At 75.5% G+C, this 16,559-nt stretch carries 17 protein-coding genes, 1 other RNA gene and 1 pseudogene; 13 read left to right on the top strand and 6 right to left on the bottom strand.

The features are described from left to right. Window positions 1-239 precede the first annotated feature (239 nt). The 3 genes from K5O09_RS12630 to K5O09_RS12640 all read right to left on the bottom strand — a co-directional run bounded on the left by K5O09_RS12630 (window position 240) and on the right by K5O09_RS12640 (window position 4,518). Window positions 240-2,282, bottom strand: coding sequence for a fibronectin type III domain-containing protein (locus tag K5O09_RS12630; RefSeq protein ID WP_222169869.1), 2,043 nt, complete (start codon window positions 2,280-2,282; stop codon window positions 240-242). Window positions 2,283-2,752: 470 nt separating this feature from the next. After that, window positions 2,753-3,355 carry a DNA-binding response regulator gene (locus K5O09_RS12635; RefSeq protein WP_222169870.1) on the bottom strand — a complete coding sequence of 201 codons (603 nt, stop codon included), beginning with the start codon at window positions 3,353-3,355 and terminating at the stop codon, window positions 2,753-2,755. Next, a complete protein-coding gene (locus K5O09_RS12640) occupies window positions 3,352-4,518 on the bottom strand; it encodes a sensor histidine kinase (RefSeq protein ID WP_222169871.1) in 1,167 nt (388 codons plus the stop codon). The genes K5O09_RS12635 and K5O09_RS12640 overlap by 4 nt, the downstream gene beginning before the upstream one ends. Window positions 4,519-4,664: 146 nt before the next feature. On the opposite strand from K5O09_RS12640, the gene K5O09_RS12645 reads away from it, so the two are divergent. The 10 genes from K5O09_RS12645 (at window position 4,665) to K5O09_RS12690 (ending at window position 12,022) form a co-directional block, all read left to right on the top strand. Then, complete coding sequence (locus K5O09_RS12645; protein WP_222169872.1) at window positions 4,665-5,585, top strand: ABC transporter ATP-binding protein; 921 nt, start codon at window positions 4,665-4,667, stop codon at window positions 5,583-5,585. After that, window positions 5,582-6,292 carry an ABC transporter permease gene (locus tag K5O09_RS12650; protein WP_222169873.1) on the top strand — a complete coding sequence of 237 codons (711 nt, stop codon included), beginning with the start codon at window positions 5,582-5,584 and terminating at the stop codon, window positions 6,290-6,292. Before K5O09_RS12645 ends, K5O09_RS12650 begins: the two co-directional genes overlap by 4 nt. Beyond that, window positions 6,289-7,143, top strand: coding sequence for a bifunctional 2-polyprenyl-6-hydroxyphenol methylase/3-demethylubiquinol 3-O-methyltransferase UbiG (locus tag K5O09_RS12655; RefSeq protein ID WP_222169874.1), 855 nt, complete (start codon window positions 6,289-6,291; stop codon window positions 7,141-7,143). The genes K5O09_RS12650 and K5O09_RS12655 overlap by 4 nt, the downstream gene beginning before the upstream one ends. Before the next feature lie 3 nt (window positions 7,144-7,146). Next, complete coding sequence (locus tag K5O09_RS12660; RefSeq protein WP_222169875.1) at window positions 7,147-8,982, top strand: alpha/beta fold hydrolase; 1,836 nt, start codon at window positions 7,147-7,149, stop codon at window positions 8,980-8,982. Then, on the top strand, window positions 8,982-9,536 hold the full coding sequence (locus K5O09_RS12665) for a hypothetical protein (protein ID WP_222169876.1): 555 nt from the start codon (window positions 8,982-8,984) through the stop codon (window positions 9,534-9,536). Before K5O09_RS12660 ends, K5O09_RS12665 begins: the two co-directional genes overlap by 1 nt. Before the next feature lie 56 nt (window positions 9,537-9,592). Next, window positions 9,593-9,742 carry a hypothetical protein gene (locus K5O09_RS12670; RefSeq protein ID WP_222169877.1) on the top strand — a complete coding sequence of 50 codons (150 nt, stop codon included), beginning with the start codon at window positions 9,593-9,595 and terminating at the stop codon, window positions 9,740-9,742. Window positions 9,743-9,761: 19 nt separating this feature from the next. Continuing rightward, window positions 9,762-9,956, top strand: coding sequence for a hypothetical protein (locus K5O09_RS12675; protein WP_222169878.1), 195 nt, complete (start codon window positions 9,762-9,764; stop codon window positions 9,954-9,956). Between the two features lie 76 nt (window positions 9,957-10,032). Beyond that, window positions 10,033-10,197 carry a hypothetical protein gene (locus tag K5O09_RS12680; RefSeq protein WP_222169879.1) on the top strand — a complete coding sequence of 55 codons (165 nt, stop codon included), beginning with the start codon at window positions 10,033-10,035 and terminating at the stop codon, window positions 10,195-10,197. A gap of 34 nt (window positions 10,198-10,231) precedes the next feature. Further along, a complete protein-coding gene (locus K5O09_RS12685) occupies window positions 10,232-10,396 on the top strand; it encodes a hypothetical protein (RefSeq protein ID WP_222169880.1) in 165 nt (54 codons plus the stop codon). Window positions 10,397-10,477: 81 nt separating this feature from the next. After that, window positions 10,478-12,022: an NAD(P)/FAD-dependent oxidoreductase gene (locus K5O09_RS12690; RefSeq protein ID WP_222169881.1), complete on the top strand. Its 1,545-nt coding sequence runs from the start codon at window positions 10,478-10,480 to the stop codon at window positions 12,020-12,022. A gap of 39 nt (window positions 12,023-12,061) precedes the next feature. Here K5O09_RS12690 and K5O09_RS12695 read toward each other — a convergent pair. Together K5O09_RS12695 and ssrA are read right to left on the bottom strand one after the other, a co-directional pair. Next, window positions 12,062-12,373, bottom strand: a pseudogene (locus K5O09_RS12695) (MMPL family transporter); the annotation flags it as partial. A 286-nt stretch (window positions 12,374-12,659) separates the two neighbouring features. After that, window positions 12,660-13,027, bottom strand: a transfer-messenger RNA (tmRNA) gene (ssrA, locus tag K5O09_RS12700). 321 nt (window positions 13,028-13,348) lie between these two features. On the opposite strand from ssrA, the gene K5O09_RS12705 reads away from it, so the two are divergent. Beyond that, entirely contained in the window at window positions 13,349-13,822 is a 474-nt protein-coding gene (locus K5O09_RS12705; RefSeq protein WP_222172778.1) for a DUF6328 family protein, read from the top strand. A gap of 15 nt (window positions 13,823-13,837) precedes the next feature. On the opposite strand, the gene K5O09_RS12710 is transcribed toward K5O09_RS12705, so the two are convergent. After that, a complete protein-coding gene (locus K5O09_RS12710; RefSeq protein WP_222169883.1) occupies window positions 13,838-14,695 on the bottom strand; it encodes a TetR/AcrR family transcriptional regulator in 858 nt (285 codons plus the stop codon). Between the two features lie 144 nt (window positions 14,696-14,839). Here K5O09_RS12710 and K5O09_RS12715 point away from each other — a divergent pair, with 144 nt between their 5' ends. Together K5O09_RS12715 and K5O09_RS12720 are read left to right on the top strand one after the other, a co-directional pair. Beyond that, entirely contained in the window at window positions 14,840-15,805 is a 966-nt protein-coding gene (locus K5O09_RS12715) for an ABC transporter ATP-binding protein (RefSeq protein ID WP_222169884.1), read from the top strand. After that, window positions 15,802-16,536, top strand: a complete 735-nt coding sequence (locus tag K5O09_RS12720; protein ID WP_255595394.1) for an ABC transporter permease — start codon at window positions 15,802-15,804, stop codon at window positions 16,534-16,536. The genes K5O09_RS12715 and K5O09_RS12720 overlap by 4 nt, the downstream gene beginning before the upstream one ends. Window positions 16,537-16,559: the final 23 nt, after the last annotated feature.

Consider the following 16,559-nt stretch of genomic DNA (forward strand, 5'->3'; position numbering starts at 1 on the left):
GCACCACGGTGGGTCCTCTCCCCCGCCCCACCGCCTTCGCGTGCAGGCGCTGGTGCGCGTCGGGCCCGACGAGGTGCCGGTACGCGCCCACCGGGGCGAGGTGCTCGGCCGCGTGCGCCTCGCGCGGCGTCTGCGCGGTCGCGGATCATGGACGAGGAGCCCGCCGTGACCGGCGGGCTCCTCGTGAGCGCGGGCGCGGGCGGACCGACCCCGACGGGGGCCGGTCCGCGACGCGGCGGTCAGCGCCGGGCGAGCCTCCGCCGGGCGACGAGGACCATCCCCGCACCGGCCACGAGCCACAGCACGCTGAGCCCGACCGCCCCGCCGACCTCGGAGCCCGTCACGGCGAGCGCCGGGAGGGACCGGTCGGCGATGCGCGCGAACGTCCCGTCAGTCGTCAGCGCGAAGGGGATCACGAACTCGGCGCGGCTGCCGTCGAGGGCGGTGCCCACGGCGATCAGGCGGTGGTGACCCGCCTCGAGCCCCGCGGGCAGCAGCCCGGTCACGGTCGCGGTGCCGTCCGCGCCGACCGTCGCCGTCCCGATGACCTGGGGCGTCGAGTGGACCTCGAGCACCAGCTCCGAGCCGGGCAGCAGCCCGGTGCCGGTGGCGGACACCGGGGTGCCCTGCGCGACCGCACCGAGGCTCCGCCCGAGCTCGGCCTGCACCGTGGCGGGCACGGTGGGCACCGTGGGCACGGTGGGCACGGTGGGCACGGTGGGCACCGTGGGCACCGTGGGCACCGTGGGCACCGTGGGCACCGTGGGCACCGCCGCGATGGTCCCGGTGACCGTCGTGGTGGCGGGCAGGGTCACCTCGTCGCCCTCCGCCGTCGCCACCAGCTCGCACGCACCGACCCCGGTGCCGACGACGGCCCCGTCGACCAGACGGCACGCGCCCGTGGCGGTGACGGTGACGGGCAGACCGACGTCCGAGACGTCGGCGACCGGGATCGGCGCGAAGCCGACGGTCAGCCCGGTGAGCGCCGGGAGCGTCAGGTGCTGGACCCGCTTGCCGACCGTGACCTGGATGCTCGCGGAGGCCGCCTCCGTCTCGCTGTCGCCGGCCTGCGTCGCGACGATCTCGCAGTCGCCGACCCCTGTGAGCTCGAGGTAGCCGTCGGAGACGGTGCACGCCCCCGACCCGGTGAAGGTGACCGGCAGGTCCGCGGAGGAGCGGCCGACCAGCTGCACCGCGGCGGCGCCGTACGTCAGGTCGTTCCCCGGGGAGTCGATCGTGACCGTCTGCCCGGCCTTGACGACCACGACCGCCGACGAGGCGCTCGACCCGGCGACCGCCGTGGTCCCGGAGAACGTGGCCGCGAGCGCGGTCGTCCCCGCGGGGCGATGCACGCCGGTGACCGTGGCGACGCCGTCCACGACGGGCACCCCCGCGTGGACCGTCCCGGCGATCGTCAGGTCCACCGTGCCGCCGTCGACGGGCGTGCCGCCGGCCGTCACGGACGCGGTGACGTCGAACGCCTCACCGCTGGCCGGGTTCGCGACGCTCGTGCCGAGCGCGACCGCCGACGTCGCCCGCGGCACGGTGCCGCCGGCCGACGGCGCCGCCGCGGGGTCGGAGGGGCCGATCACGTTGGAGGCCGTCACCCGGATGCCGTAGGAGACGCCGTTGTCCAGGCCGGAGACCACCGTCGACGTCTCCGGCGGGGTGCCGGTGACGGTCGCGCACGGCGCCTCCGTGCCGCCCTCGGGGGTGCACAGCACCTCGTACGACGTCACGCCTCCGGCGACGTCCTCGGGCACGGTCCAGGAGACCGCGACCGAGCCGTCACCCGGCGTGGCCTGCACATCGCGCGGCGGGCTCGGGACGCGCGTCGCGAAGGTGAGCCGCGCGGTGCCCTTGTACGGGGGCTGGTAGGCGCCCAGGGCGATCCGGTAGTCCACGCCGGCCGTGAGCGTCACCGTGACGGCGGCGTCCAGGCTGTACGAGTCGTCGTTGTGCGCCACGAACGAGCCCGCGGCGGTCCACACCTCCAGCGTGTTGTCCCAGCCGGACGGGGAGAGCGACGTCGCGCGGATGTACACCCGGACCGTCTCCGTCGGGGTGTAGGAGAACCAGGTGGTGTTGTCCCAGTACGGCTGCGTGCTGGTCTGCCGCGATCCCGACGAGACGGACCCGACGTTCGTGACGTCGACGCTGGAGTCGAGGTTCGCGACCGGCAGCGGGACGGCGGCGCCGGCCGTCGTCCCGCCGGCGGCCTCACCGGCGGCGACCGCGGTCCCGGGGGCCGTGACGGCGGCCGTCGGGGCGAGCAGGAGCACGGCGGCGATCATCGCGATCCGCCGCCACCCCCTTGTCGCACGGGTACGGGCTCCAGGCCTGGACATGGTGACTCTCCTCGGTCGGGAACAGCGGCTCGCGGCACGTCACGTCCGGTGACGCATCACCCCCTTGTCGGCACGGCACCCGCAGAGATGAAGAGTCGCGGGCGAACTTCTTCCCCGTCGCGGGTGGTACCACCCAGCGCGGGGCGGCCACCGGGCAGGCCGGGTCGACGCCCGGCCTGATCACCCCGCCCGCAGCGCCCCCAGGGCACGTGCCACGATCACCGGCCGGGACGTCGGTACCGATCGCGTGCAGCAGGCGCCGGGGGTCGTCCTGCCCGGCCGGCACAGGCCCGCGTCGAGGAGGCCCCGCAGGTGACCGCGCCGAGGGCGCTGCCGTCTCGGTGACAGCAGCGCGTCGCGCCGCCGCCGGCGTGACGCCGACCGGTCGTGCCAGGCCTGCTGCGCTAGATCCAGCCCTGCCGGCGGGCGTGGCGCGCGGCGTCGTGCCGGTTCCGCTCCCCGAGCCGGGTGATCGCGTTCGACAAGTAGTTCCGCACGGTGCCGGGCGCGAGGTGCAGCTCCCCCGCCATCGCCGCGATGGACCGGCCCTCCTGCGTCAACCGCAGCACGTCGAGCTCGCGATCGGTGAGCGGGCAGTCGGACTGCATCGCGTCGAACGCCACCACCGGGTCCACGTGCCGCCCGCCGACGTGGACGCGGCGGATGATCGCGGCGAGCTCCCCGGCGGCCACGCTCTTCGGGACGAAGCCGCGCACACCGGTCTCGAGCGCCGTGCGCAGCACCCCGGGGCGGGCGTGGCGGGTCACGACGACGACGCGCCGTCCAGGGTCGGCGGCCAGCAGCTCCGCGGCCGTCTCGAGGCCGCTCGCCCCGGGCATCTCGAGGTCGAGCAGGAACACGTCGACCGCGTGGCGCGCCGACTCGGCGAGCACGGACGGGCCGTCGTCGCACTGCGCGACGACCGCGATGTCCCCCTCGAGCTCGAGCAGGGACGCGAGCGCCGTCCGCAGCAGGGTCTCGTCGTCGGCGAGCAGGACGCGGATCACGCCGGACCCCGCCCCCGGGTGCCCGGGCGACGGGTCACCCGGACGGTGAACACCTCGCCCTCGCACCCCCAGTCGACGACGGCCCCGCCGGCGGCGAGCCGGTCACGCAGACCACGCAGGCCCCGGCCGGTCCCCGGCTCGCGGCTGCTGGGCAGCACGCCGTCGTTCGCCACCGTGAGGGAGTCCTCCCGTACGACGACGTCGACCCGGGAGGCGTCGGCGTGCCGCAGCACGTTGCTCGCTGCCTCGCGCAGCACCAGGGCGACCTCCTCGTCCCACAGGTCGAGCGACCGGCCGGGGGCGTCGACGCGCGTGTCGATCCCGGCGGCGGCCAGCAGCGCCTGCAGGTTCCCCAGCTCCAGCGCCGGCGACGTCTGCCTGCTGTTCTGGGCGATCTGCCGGGTCTGGGCCTCGAGCTCCACCACGAGCTGCTCGATGCTCGCGAGCTCGGCGCGGCTGCGCTCGACGTCGCCGTCGAGGCTGCGGCGCGCGAGCTCCGTCTTGAACTTGATCGCGAGCAGGGTGTGCCCCTGGACGTCGTGCAGGTCGGCGGCGAACCGCAGCCGCTCCCGCGTCAGGACGAGGTCGCGCTCCCGCACCCGGTCCTCCTCCCACCGCTGGTACCACGCCCAGGAGGTCGCGACGGTCAGGAACACGAGCAGCTCGACGGCGAGGATCAACACCGTCGGTTCGCCGTGGTCGTCCCAGACCTCCGAGGCGGGCCTGCCGCCGGCCGCCACGACGGCCAGCGGCACCCCGGCCAGCACGAGTGCCGCCGCCGCGAGCCAGACCGGCCGCAGCCGCCAGGTCGTCGCGGCCAGGGCGGCGGGAGCGAGCAGCGCGAACCCGACGTTCGGGTCCTCCGGCAGCGCGAGCCGCGCCGTCCAGCCCAGGACGCCGACGCCGAGGACGGCGACGGGCCGCACCCCGACGTCGGGGTGCGGCCAGCGCCACGCGAACCACCCGAGGTAGCACGCGACCACGACGGTCGCGGCGACCGTCAGGACGTGGGTCCGCGGCCCCGCGAGCGCACCCGCGATCCCGAGACCGCCGAAGACGAGCACGACGCCGATCCAGACGACGCGGACGAGCCGCTCGTTGCGCGCGGCATCCAGCCCGGGCGACGCGACGGGGGGCGCACCGCCCACCTCGTCCTCCCCCATGAGGTCACTGTGGCACGGGTCCGCGCTGCTCACACCCCTCTCGCGCCACCGCCGTGACTCGTGTCATGCGGACAGGTGTCACCGGTCACCCCACCCCGTGATCCCGCGCACTACCCGCGCCGCAGCCGTCCTCGCACGCTGGGCCCATGTCCAGCGCACCAGTCCCGGTCGAGGTCGTCGGCCTCACCTGCCGGTACGACGACGTCACCGCCGTCGACGGCGTGAGCTTCGACGTGCAGCACGGCGAGCTCTACGCGCTGCTCGGCACCAACGGGGCGGGCAAGACGACGACGCTCGAGACGCTCGAGGGGCACCGCGCTCCCGACGGCGGGACGGTGCGGGTGCTCGGCGGCGACCCTGCCGACCGGCGGCGGACCCGGCCCCGGGTCGGCATGATGCTCCAGGAGTCCGGGCTCGCGGCCGACCTCACCGTGGCGGAGAGCCTGGACCTCGTCGGGCGGCTCAGCGGGCGCCGCGACGACGTGCCCCCGCTGCTCGACCGGGTCGGCCTCGCCGACAAGGCGAACGTCCGCGTCGTGCAGCTGTCCGGCGGCGAGCGCCGACGGCTCGACCTGGCGATGGCCGTGTACGGGTCACCTCCGCTGCTGTTCCTCGACGAACCGACGACCGCGCTCGACCCGGCTGCCCGCGACCGCCTGTGGGAGCTGGTCGCCGACCTGCGCCGGGAGGGGACGACCGTCCTGCTCACCACCCACTACCTCGAGGAGGCCGAGCAGCACGCGGACCGGATCGGGGTGCTGCACCGCGGCCGGCTGGTCCGTGAGGGCTCGCTCGCCGAGCTGGTGGGGACGATGCCCTCCGTGCTGGAGTTCGAGGCGTCCGCCGCACCGCCCCGCTGGCCCGCTCACCGCGAGGGCCGCCGGTTCAGCGTCGGGACGCGTCAGCCGCAGGCCGACCTGCTCGAGCTCCTGCGGTGGGCCGAGCGCGAGCAGGTCGAGCTCGAGAACCTGCGGTGCACGCCGCCGAGCCTCGCCGAGATCTTCCGGCAGGTCGACGGCACCTCCGCACGGGACGACCTGCGCCCGGCGACGGCGGTGGCGTCGTGACCGCCGTCGCACGGGCCGAGCTCACGATGCTGGCCCGCAACCGGGTCGTCGCGGTGTCCGCGCTGCTGATGCCGCTGGCCTTCGCCGTGTACCTGGTAGCGATGCGGGACACCTTCGGGGGCGGCGGCCCGGTCGCCGCGCTCCAGGTCGTCGTCATGGCGGCGTTCGGCGTGTACATCACGGCGACGACCACGCTCGCCGGGCGGCGCCAGACGCTGTTCCTCAAGCGGCTGCGCAGCGGGGCCCTCCCCGACCGCGCCGTCCTCGCCGGTCTCCTCCTGCCCGTCGTCGGGGTCAACCTCGCCCAGGTCGTCGTCGTGCTCGGGGTCGTCGCGGCGACGGGCTCCGCACCGTCCCAGGGCGTCGTGGTGCTCGCCGCCGTCCTGGCCGTCGAGGCCATGTTCCTCGCGCTGGCGCTGGCGACGTGGGGTGTGACCACCTCTCCCGAGCACGCGCAGGTCACGACCGTGCCACTGTTCCTGCTCACGCTGGGCGCGGCCGCCTGGACCCTGCTGACCGGCGTGGACGACCTCGTCGCGGTCAAGCTCGCGCTCCCGGGCGGCGCCGCGGCGGCGCTCGTCTCCGAGGCGTGGACCTCGGGCGTCACCGCTGCGCGCGCGCTGCTGCTGCTCGGCCCGACGCTCGGCTGGGCGGCGGTCGGCCTGCTCGTGACCCGGTCGACGCTGCAGTGGGAGCCCCGGTCGTGACCGCGGCGCTCACCCGCCCCGGGCCGTCCGCCGGGACCAGCGGCAGCGGGCACGACGGTCGCGCCGGCTACCGCGAGTACGGAGACCAGTTCGCCGCCTTCTACGACGCCGTCTTCCCGCGGGAGGCGATCGGGACCGACGAGCTCGCCTGGCTGCGGCAGGTGCTGCCGGGGCGGACCCGGAGGCTCGCGGAGCTCGGCGTCGGGACCGGTCGGGTCGCCCTCCCGCTGGCCGGTTCCCTGCTGCGGGACGAGGACGGACCGGTCGAGTACCTCGGCGTCGACGTGTCCGCCGCGATGCTGGGCGAGCTGGGCTCCCACGACCCGCGCGGGCTCGTCTCCCCCCTGCTCGCCGACATCACCGACGTCACGCTGCCCACCGGCCTCGACGCCGTGCTGTGCGTCTGCGGGACCCTCTCGATGATCACCGAGCCGCGCGGCCAGGCGGCCGCCGTCGCAGCCGCAGCCGCCGCCCTGCGTCCCGGCGGCGTGCTGGTGGTCGAGACGCACCACGCCGACGCCGTCCTCGCCCTGCACCCGACCGCCGACCGGTCCTGGGCCGTCGCCTACCCGGGCGACCGCCGGATGCTCGCCACGTTCTCCCACCTCGACGGCCGACGGTGGGACCTCGAGCACTGCTGGCTGGATGCCGGCACGGCGACCTTCGCCCGCGAGAGCAGTCGCGTGACGTCCCTCGACGAGGTCGACGCGTACGCGACAGCCGCCGGCCTCGTCCCGGCCGGCCGCAGCGCGGGCCTCCGCGGCGCCCCGCTGACTCCGGCGTCGCCGACGGCGACCGCCGTGTACCGCCGTCCCGGGCCCCCGCCCCCGGAACCCGACCAGGAAGGCTGACCCGTGGACCGTTCAGACCTCCGGCGCGCGCTCCGCCACCTCGAGACCAGGGACGGCGCCCTCACCGCCACCGAGCGGCTGTCGGCGCTCGTCACCCTCTGGTCCAGTCTCGAGCACCTGGCCAACGGCGCGAACCGGCGTCCCGGCGGTTTCAACGACTGGCAGCAGCTGCGGCGCACGGGCCTGGCCGAGCAGCGCGCGGTGCGCAGCGTGCTGGACGTCGTCGCCCGGCCCCCGGTGCTGACGGCCCTGCACTGCGCGCGCATCGCGGCATCGGCGGTGCACCTGGCCCCGGTCCGGGACCGGCGGGTGCGCGCGGTCGCGGCAGCCGTCAACGCCGGGACCGGCCTGCTCACCGCCCCCGTCCACCACAACGGTGGCGACGGCTCGGACCAGGTCGGGTTCTTCACCCAGGCGCTGTCCGCCGTCGCCCGCGCCCGCCCGGGAACCCGCACGACCAACGCCGTGCTGTGGACGCTCGCGTCGCAGGCCACGCTCGCCTACCTGGTGTCGGGCTGGGTCAAGCTCGCCGGCGAGCCCTGGCGGCGTGGCTCCGCGCTCGACGGCGTGATGCGCACCCGCACCTACGGCGCCGAACCGGTGTACCGGATCGTCCACCGGCACCCCGTGCTCGCGCGGGCCGGCGAGATCGGCACCCTGGCCCTCGAGTGCGGCTTCCCCGCGGTGTTCCTCCCCCACCGCGGCCTGCGCGTCGCGTACCTCGGCGCTGTCGCGGGGATGCACGCGTCGATCGCCGGGGTCATGGGGCTCGGGCGGTTCCTCCCGGCGTTCCTCGCGCTGCAGCCGGCCGTGCTCTACACCGCCGGGACGGCCCCCGGACGGGACGACACCCTGCCGCGCGTGCTCGGTGCGACCGCACTCGCCGGCGCCGGAGCCGCCGCGTGCGCGCAGCTCACCTGGCACCGCGCGGCACGGCGTCCCCGCGCGGGCCAGCGCCTCGTCCCCACCACGTCCGGGAGCCGGCTGGCGGTCCGGTACAGCGAGGGCACGGACCCCACCGCGCCCCTGCTGGTGTTCGAGAACTCGCTCGTCGCCACCCAGGAGTACTGGGACGCGCTCGTGCAGCAGCTCGGTGGCGCGTACGCGACGCTCACGTACGACCGGCCCGGCTACGGCGCCAGCACGGCGGGCCGGGGGCCGGCGCTCGCCGACCACGCCCGGGACCTCGACGACCTGGTCGAGCGGTACCGCCGCGGGCGGGAGGTCTGGCTCGTCGGGCACTCCCTCGGGGGCTTCCTCGCCCTGGAGGCGGCCGACGCGCTGCGCACGGCTCCGACGGGTCTGGTGCTGCTCGACCCGACCGCGAGGACCCTCACGCCGGACGGCGCCAGCGCGGTCGACCAGGAGTCGATGGACACGCTCACCGCGAGCTTCCCGCTGATGGAACGGTCGCTGCGGGCCGGGTGGGGGGCGTTCCTCAGCCCGCGGGTGTGGGCGATCCCCGCGTCGCCCGGCTCCGCACGGCGGATCGCTGCCGTCTACCGGGACCCCGGGATCTGGCGGGCCGGACGGCTGGAGTGGCGGGCTGCGACGGCGCGCATCCTCGCGCCCCCCGCACCCGCGCGGCGGCCCGCCGTGCCGGCCCTCGTCCTGACCGCCTCCACCAGCGCGGCGCTGCACCCGGCCGCGACCGCCGCCCACCGCGGGCTCGCGGAGCGGCACCCCGACGGCGAGCACCTCGTGGTCCGCGGCACGCACGACGGGCTGCTGACCGCGGCCGGTCCGGTCGCCGCGGTCGCCGAGCACATCCGCAGGTTCGTGGACGACCTGTCCGCCCGCCGCCCCTGGTCGGGTGCCGCCGTCGCGGAGTCCGCGTGATGTCCGCGCGCCGGGACCGCGGCGACGCCGCTGTCGTGGTCGTCGTCGCGCTGGCCGCCTGGGTGCTCGCGACCGCCACCGGCCAGCACCCGAACCAGAACTTCGACCGCGTCCGCGGCATCGACCGGGCGTCGGTGCTGCTGCCCAACTGGCGCTTCTTCGCGCCGGTCCCCGCCAACAAGGACGTCGTGCTGCTGCACCGGGTGCGTCGGGACGGACGCATCGGCGAGTGGCAGCACACCCACCTGGCCCCGGCCAGGCGGGTCCGGCACGTGCTCTGGTTCCCCGAGCGACGGGTCGACAAGGGGATCTTCGACGTCGTCGGCCGCTTCCTGCGCACGGTGGAGCAGGTGGGCGTCGGCTTCGAGGACGGCCCCGACTACCAGATGCTCGCCGGGTTCGTCCGCCGGCGCGTGCTCCTCGACGGCGCCGACGGCGTCGAGGCGTTCCAGTTCGCGATCGCCCGGGAGAGCGGCTACGCGGACGAGCCGCTCGAGGAGATCTTCGTCTCCCGCAAGGAGGTGCTCGCGCCGCACGCGGCGACGCACCGGTGAGACCCCTGCTGTCCCGCACGCACCCGCGTGCGGGCGACCGAGAAGAGGAGAGAACGATGCTCAGCTCGACGATCCTTGCCGCCGCCCCGTTCGACGCACCCGAGGGTGCCCTGCACGCCGAGGAGTCCCCGCTGGGGGCGACGCCGCTGGTCGCCGCCGTGGCCGGCGCCGTGGCGGCGTACACGTACGCCCAGGCCAACGGCTGACCCGACGGAGGTGAGCGCCGTGACCCGGTCCGGGATGAGCCGCGCCGAGGGCGCGCTGCTGGTCGCCGCTCCCGCCGTCGCGATGGCCGCGATCCTGATCGGCACCGTCCTCGGGGTCGACCTGGGGGTGCTGCTGGTCGTGGTCGTGGCGGTCATCGCGCTCGCGGCCGCGGGATGGGGCTTCCTCACCCGCGGCCGCGGGCCACGGCGGTGAGCAGGCTCCCGCGGAGAGCCGACCCCGGCGCGGTCGCCCACGCACCGCGCCTCCCCCCGACGAGAGGAGGTGACACATGACAGGAGCAGTCCTCGCGGCGCACCCGTTCGACACGGGTGAGGCCACACTGGTCGCCCCGGAGGGCGCGCTCGCCGCCACCCCGTTGGCGGCCGCGGCGGCGACGGCCGTGCTCGCGGCCGCCGTCGCGGCGTACGCGGTCGAGGAGACCGTCGGGAACTGAGCCCCGAGCCCCGCACCTTCCGGAGGAGAGCACCATGCGCACGTCGTCCGTGCTGGACAACCAGGAGTTCGACCGCCCGACCGGCACGACCCTCGGGGAGCTCCGGCCCCTCGCGGCGACGCCGGCCGCCGTCGCGTTCGCGAGCGCCGTCGTCGCGGCCGCCCTCGCGGGCGCACAGGTCGGCGACATGGTCGACTGACCCGGTTCCCGGGGACGGCGCACCGCGTCGTCCCCGGGAACCGCGCGGCGCACCACCGGACCCGCACCCCAGGAGAGGCCGATGTCCACCGAGCACCGCGACCTGGTCGTCCCCCTCGCCCGGGGCGGCACCCGGCGCCGCCCGCCGGACGCCGTCGTGGTCGGCGCCGGGCCGAACGGGCTCGCCGCCGCGATCGAGTGCGCCCGCGCCGGGCTCGTGGTGCACGTGGTCGAGCAGAGCAGCACGATCGGCGGCGGCGCGCGCACGTCGGAGCGGATCCTGCCGGGCCTGCTCCACGACGACTGCTCCGCGGTGCACCCGATGGCGGCGGCGTCGCCGTTCTTCCAGGACCTGCGCGACGCCGGCCTCGCTCCCGAGGACGCCGGCCTGCGGCTGGTCCACCCTCCGGCACCGCTCGCGCACCCGCTGGACGGCGCCGACGCCGGGGTGCTGCACCGCGACCTCGAGCGGACCGCCGCGGGCCTCGGCGCGGACGGCGCACGGTGGCGCAGGCGGAACGGCCCGCTGGTGGCACGGATGCCCGACCTGCTCACGGAGGTGATGCAGCCGCTGGTGCACCTTCCCCGGCACCCGCTCCTGCTGGCCCGGTTCGGCGTCCCCGCACTGGTCCCGGGCGCGCGGCGTGCCGCCTCGTACACCACCCCGCAGGCCGCGGGCCTCGCGGCCGGCCTGGCGGCGCACGCGTTCACGAGCCTCGACCTGCCGGGCTCCGGCGCGGTCGGCGCGCTGCTCGGGGCCCTCGGGCACAGCCACGGATGGCCCTTCGCCGTCGGCGGCTCGCAGTCCATCACCACCGCCCTGGCGCGGATCCTCCTCGAGCTCGGCGGCACGATCACCACCGGGTTCCGGGTCGACCACCTCGACGACGTCGCCGGGCTGACGGGGGTCGACCCGAGGCGCGGACGCGGGACCGTGCTGCTCGACACGTCTCCCTCTGCCGCAGCGCGCATCCTCGGCACCGACCAGCCCCGCCGCCAGAGGGCCGCCTACCAGCGGTTCCGCCACGGGCCGGCGGCGTTCCGCGTCGACCTCGCCGTCCGCGACGGGATCCCGTGGGCCGACCCCGCGGTGGCCGGCGCGGGGTCGGTGCACCTCGGCGGCGCCGCGGACGAGGTCGCGGCCGCCGAGGGGCAGTGCTGGGACGGAGGGCTGCCCGAGCGGCCGTTCGTCGTGCTCGCCCAGCCCCATGTCGCGGACGACACGCGCTCGGTCCGGCTCGACGGCCACGACGTCCACCCCGTCTGGGCGTACGCGCACGTCCCGCGAGGGTTCCCGGGCGACGCGACCGACCTCGTCCTCGCGCAGATCGAGCGGTTCGCCCCCGGCATCCGGCGCGCCGTCGTCGGCACGTGGCACCGCACCGTCCCCGAGCTGGCCGCCCACGACCCGAACGCCGTCGACGGGGACGTGTGCGGTGGCGCCAACGACCTCCGGCAGCTCGTCGCACGGCCCCGCGCGCTGCGCCCGTACGAGACGGGCGTCCCCGGGGTCCTGCTCTGCTCGGCCTCCACGCCCCCCGGCGCGGGCGTGCACGGGATGTCCGGGGCCAACGCCGCACGCGTCGCCGTGTCCGCTGCCGCGCTCGCCCGGGCAGGCGAGCGCTGAGCCCCGTCCCCCGGACGGGGCTGCCGGTCCGGGCGCCGGCTACGGCACGGGGACGGCCGCGGGGATCGGCGCGGTGTCCGTGGTCGCCCGCTCGGGCTGGGCGCCCTCGACGTCGACGTCGACGTCGACGTCCGGGAGGATGCGGTCCAGCCAGCGCGGCAGCCGCCAGGCGTGCCTCCCCGGCACGTGCGTCACCGCGGGGTCGAGCAGCAGCCGCACGACGAAGGCGTCGACCAGCACGCCGGACGCGAGACCGAAGCCGATCGCCTGGATCATCACCGAGGGGGAGAGCACGAAGCCGCCGAACACCGAGATCATGATGGCGGCGACGTCGGCGGCACGACCACCCCGAGCATCTCGACGTCGTCGACACCGACCTCGAGGCCGGGCAACGGGTCACCGAGCAGCACCCCGCCCTGCTCCGCAACACCGCCGCGCTCTGCCGACGCGCCAGAAGGTCGCGCCCAGCGCGCACGTCCCCTTCGGCGTGATCAACCAGGACCACGACGTGACCCCGGCAGACGCCCAGGAGTCCTCGGCCAGACGGCCAGCAGAAGACACACGTGAGGCCCGCCCCAGCAGGGACGGGCCTCAAGCGATTCTACGAAGAGTGTCTCCGCAATCTACGAAGACCTCGTGGTGGAGGTGGCGGGAATCGAACCCGCGTCCGATGACGTGGAACCAGGGCTTCTCCGGGCGCAGTCTGCAGCTGCTTTTCTCGGCCCCCGCGCTCACGCAGACAAGACGCGGACGGGCCCAGTCGCCTGAAAGTCCCCGCAGCCCCGACGACGAGGACTGCGAGCAGTGGCTCCCTAGATGACGCCAGGAACTGAGTCGGAAGCTAGCTCAGGCTGACGGACTTCGAGGCTCGCTCAGGCGGCGAGGGCGAAGTCGGTGCGCTTGGAATCGGCACCTATGGGTTTACACGGAGCGTTAGCGAGATAACCGTGTGTCCTCGGCCCGCTTCTCCTGGCTCGACGATCACCGTCGAAACCGATCACCCCCAAGTGGGTGCTGCTGTGGAGTTGTCAACCGCCCCGCCCGCTCGCCGGGTGACCCCGGGGACCGTGCGCGACGCGTCCAGCATACGTGTCCAACACCGCCCCCCGCACGGTCATTCCCGCCTGCCGACGCCCCCGGGAGCGGGCACGTCGCCCTCGACCTGCGCGCACGGCCCGGGGGCGGGACGATACGCGGTGCGTGGCGCCGGTCCCCCTGCCGGCGCCGTCCAGGGAGGACACCGTGACCGAGCAGACGCGCGGGCGGGCGGGATCTCACCGCCGCCCCGACGACGCGCCGCACCGCGACGACCGCGTCCCGGACCGACTGGCGTCGGACGGCCGGGACGAGACACCCGACGAGCGCATGGACCGGAACTGGAACGAGCTGCTGCAGGAGCTGCGCGTGGCCCAGACGGGCGTGCAGATCCTCACGGGGTTCCTGCTGACGGTGCCGTTCCAGCAGCGGTTCGCCGACCTGGACGCCTACCAGAAGGGCGTGTATCTGGTGCTGGTGGTGCTGGCGGTGGCGGCGACGGGCTTCATCGTGGCGCCCGTGTCGCTGCACCGGATCCTGTTCCGCCGGCACCTGAAGCGGGAGCTGGTGGCGTCGGCGGACCGGCTGGCGCAGACCGGGCTGGCGCTGCTGGCGCTGGTGCTGGCGGGTGCGGCGCTGCTGCTGTTCGACGTGGTCGTGGACCGGGCGGCGGGCCTGTGGGCGGGCGGCGCCGTGCTGGTGGGCCTGACGGTGGTGTGGCTGCTGGTCCCCCTGCGTCTGGCGCGCGGCGCGCGGCGCGCGTAGCCGGAGTGGCCCCGGTCAGTCCTCGGCGAGCAGCCGCGCGATGATGCGCGCGCCGGCCTCCGGGGACATGTGCGGCGAGCCGGTGAGCTTGCCCTCCAGGGTCACGACGTTCAGCACGCTGATGATGGCGAGCGTGAGGTCGCGGTCCTGCTGGGTGGGCTCGTCGGGGCCGGGCTCCTCGCCGGCGGCGCGGCGGCGTGCCTGCCGGATGCGGACGGCCTGGGCGGTGGCGGTGTCGAACGACCGCACGTGCAGCTCGACGAGCTCGCCGGCCTCCGACGGGTTGCGCAGCCCGTAGCTGAGGAACTCCAGGGACAGCAGCAGATTCGGGTCGTCCTGGGTGGCGCGGATCCAGTCGGCGAGCGCCTCGGTGTCGACGCCGTCGTCGGTGAGCCCGGGCATGTCGAGCGCCGGGTCGTCCATGGCGATGCCGAGCCGCTCGCGTGCCAGCGCGAGGAACAGCCCGCTCTTGGACCCGAAGTGCGCGTAGAGGGCGCCCTTGGTGTAGCCGGCCTCGGCGGCGATGTCCCCGACGGAGGCACCCTCGTAGCCCTTGGCGGCGATGACGCGCGAGGCGGCGTCCAGCAGGTCGGCGCGCGTGCGGTCGACCTTCTCGCGGCGGTTCTCGCGGGCGCGGTGGTCCCCGCCGCGGCGGGCGACGTTCTCGGACGCGTCGGCCAGTCCGCGGGAGGCCTCGCGCAGGCCGGCGGCGAGCGCCTCGCTGACCTCGGGCACGACGGACTGCGCCTGCTTGCCGAGCAGCCGGGTCAGGGTCGCGGTCGCGTCGGCGAGGGCGCGCGTGGCGGCGCTGATCGAGTCGTCGACCCCCGGCGTGCGGGAGCGGTCCTCGTCGTGCTGGTCCTGTCGTGACATGCGGCCCATCGTACCTCCCTGCGTACCGATCGGTATATCTGTCACGTCATCGCAGATCAGCGCGACATACCGTCTGGTATCTGCCGATAGGTATCTGCTACCGTCCGGCATGTACCGATCGGTTTCCGAGCGAGGAGGATGGGGATGGCGACGCAGGAGGTGCTGCGCGTCCGAGGGCTGCGCAAGCGCTACCGGGGACGCAACGGGGTGCAGGCGAACGACGGGATCGACCTCGACGTCGACGCCGGCCAGGTCGTCGGGCTCCTCGGGCACAACGGGGCCGGCAAGACGACGCTCGTCAACCAGGTCGTCGGCCTGGTCCGACCTGACGCGGGGACGATCCTGCTGGACGGCGTCGACGCCGTGGCGCAGCCGGACGAGGCCCGCCGCCGCACGAGCATCCAGGCGCAGGCGAACGTGCCGATCACCGGCCTGACCCCGCGGCGGGCGATCGAGCTGGTCGGGCGGATCCGCGGCGGCGAGCGCGCGGCCGTGCGGGACCGGGTGGCTCGGCTGCTGGAGGCCCTGGACCTCGGGCCCTGGGCGGACACCCCCGCCGAGAAGGTGTCGGGCGGCATCGCACGCCTGACGGCCTTCGCCATGACCGTCGTGACCCCCGGGCGTCTGGTGGTGCTCGACGAGCCGACCAACGACGTCGACCCCGTGCGCCGCCGCCTGCTGTGGCAGCAGATCCGCGCGCTCGCCGACGAGGGCCGAGGCGTCCTGCTGGTGACGCACAACGTCCGCGAGGCGGAGCGCGTCGTCGACCGGCTCGCGGTGCTGGACCGCGGCGTGGTCCTCGCGGACGACACCCCGGCCGGCCTGACGGCTCACCTCCAGGGCACGCTCACCGTCGAGGCGGACGTCTCCCCCGGCGCCGGCCTGACCTGGCACCCCGCGGTCCGGGCGGTGTCGAGCACCCGCGGCCGGGAGACCGGCACGGTCCGTGCCGACGACGCGGCGGAGGTCGTGCGCTGGGCGCAGGCCGAGGTCGCCGCGGGACGGCTCGAGCGCTACGCGCTCACACCCGCCTCGCTCGAGGACGTCTACGTCGACCTCGTGGGCCACGAGCGCTCCGAGGCGCTGGCGACGGCGGGTGAGGCCGCGTGACCGCCGTCGGCCAGACCCTCATGCTCGCGCAGTGGCAGTTCCGACGTCAGTCCGCGTACCTGCCGCTGATGGTCGTCGTCCAGGTCTTCATGGCCGTGGCCACCGTGATCGGCTACGGCCTGCTGGTGGGCGACCCCGACCCGGTCACCGCGCTCTACCTGGCGACCGGCGCGCCGACCGTCACCCTCATCACGATCGGCCTCGTCATCACCCCGCAGATGCTCAGCCAGTCCCGCACCGAGGGCAGCCTCGACTGGATGCGGACGCTGCCCGTGCCCCGCTCGGCGTTCCTGCTCAGCGACCTGCTGGTGTGGACGCTGCTCGCGCTGCCCGGCATGGTGCTCGGCGTCGTGGCGGGCGTGCTGCGGTTCGACGTCGACCTGAGCCTCGCGCCGTGGCTGGTGCCCGGCTCGCTGCTGGTGTCGCTGACCGCCGCCGCCGTCGGGTACGCGATGGCGTCGCTGCTGCCGCCCGCCGTCGCCGCCCTCGTGACGCAGGCGCTGGTGTTCATCGTGCTGCTGTTCTCCCCCGTGTCGTACCCGGCGGAGCGGATGCCCGGCTGGCTGCAGGGCGTGCACGAGTGGCTGCCGATCCAGCCGATGGCCGAGCTGGTGCGCGCCGGGCTGGTGAGCGACACGTTCTCGCTGCCCGGGCGGTCGCTGGTGGTGCTGGTGGTGTGGTGCGCGGCGTCCCTCGCGGGGGCGGTCGTCGCGCTGCGCCGGCGCGCCTGACGGGTCGCGGCGACGTCGCGGGG

This window comes from Cellulomonas sp. C5510 (assembly GCF_019797765.1).
GTDB lineage: Bacteria > Actinomycetota > Actinomycetes > Actinomycetales > Cellulomonadaceae > Cellulomonas.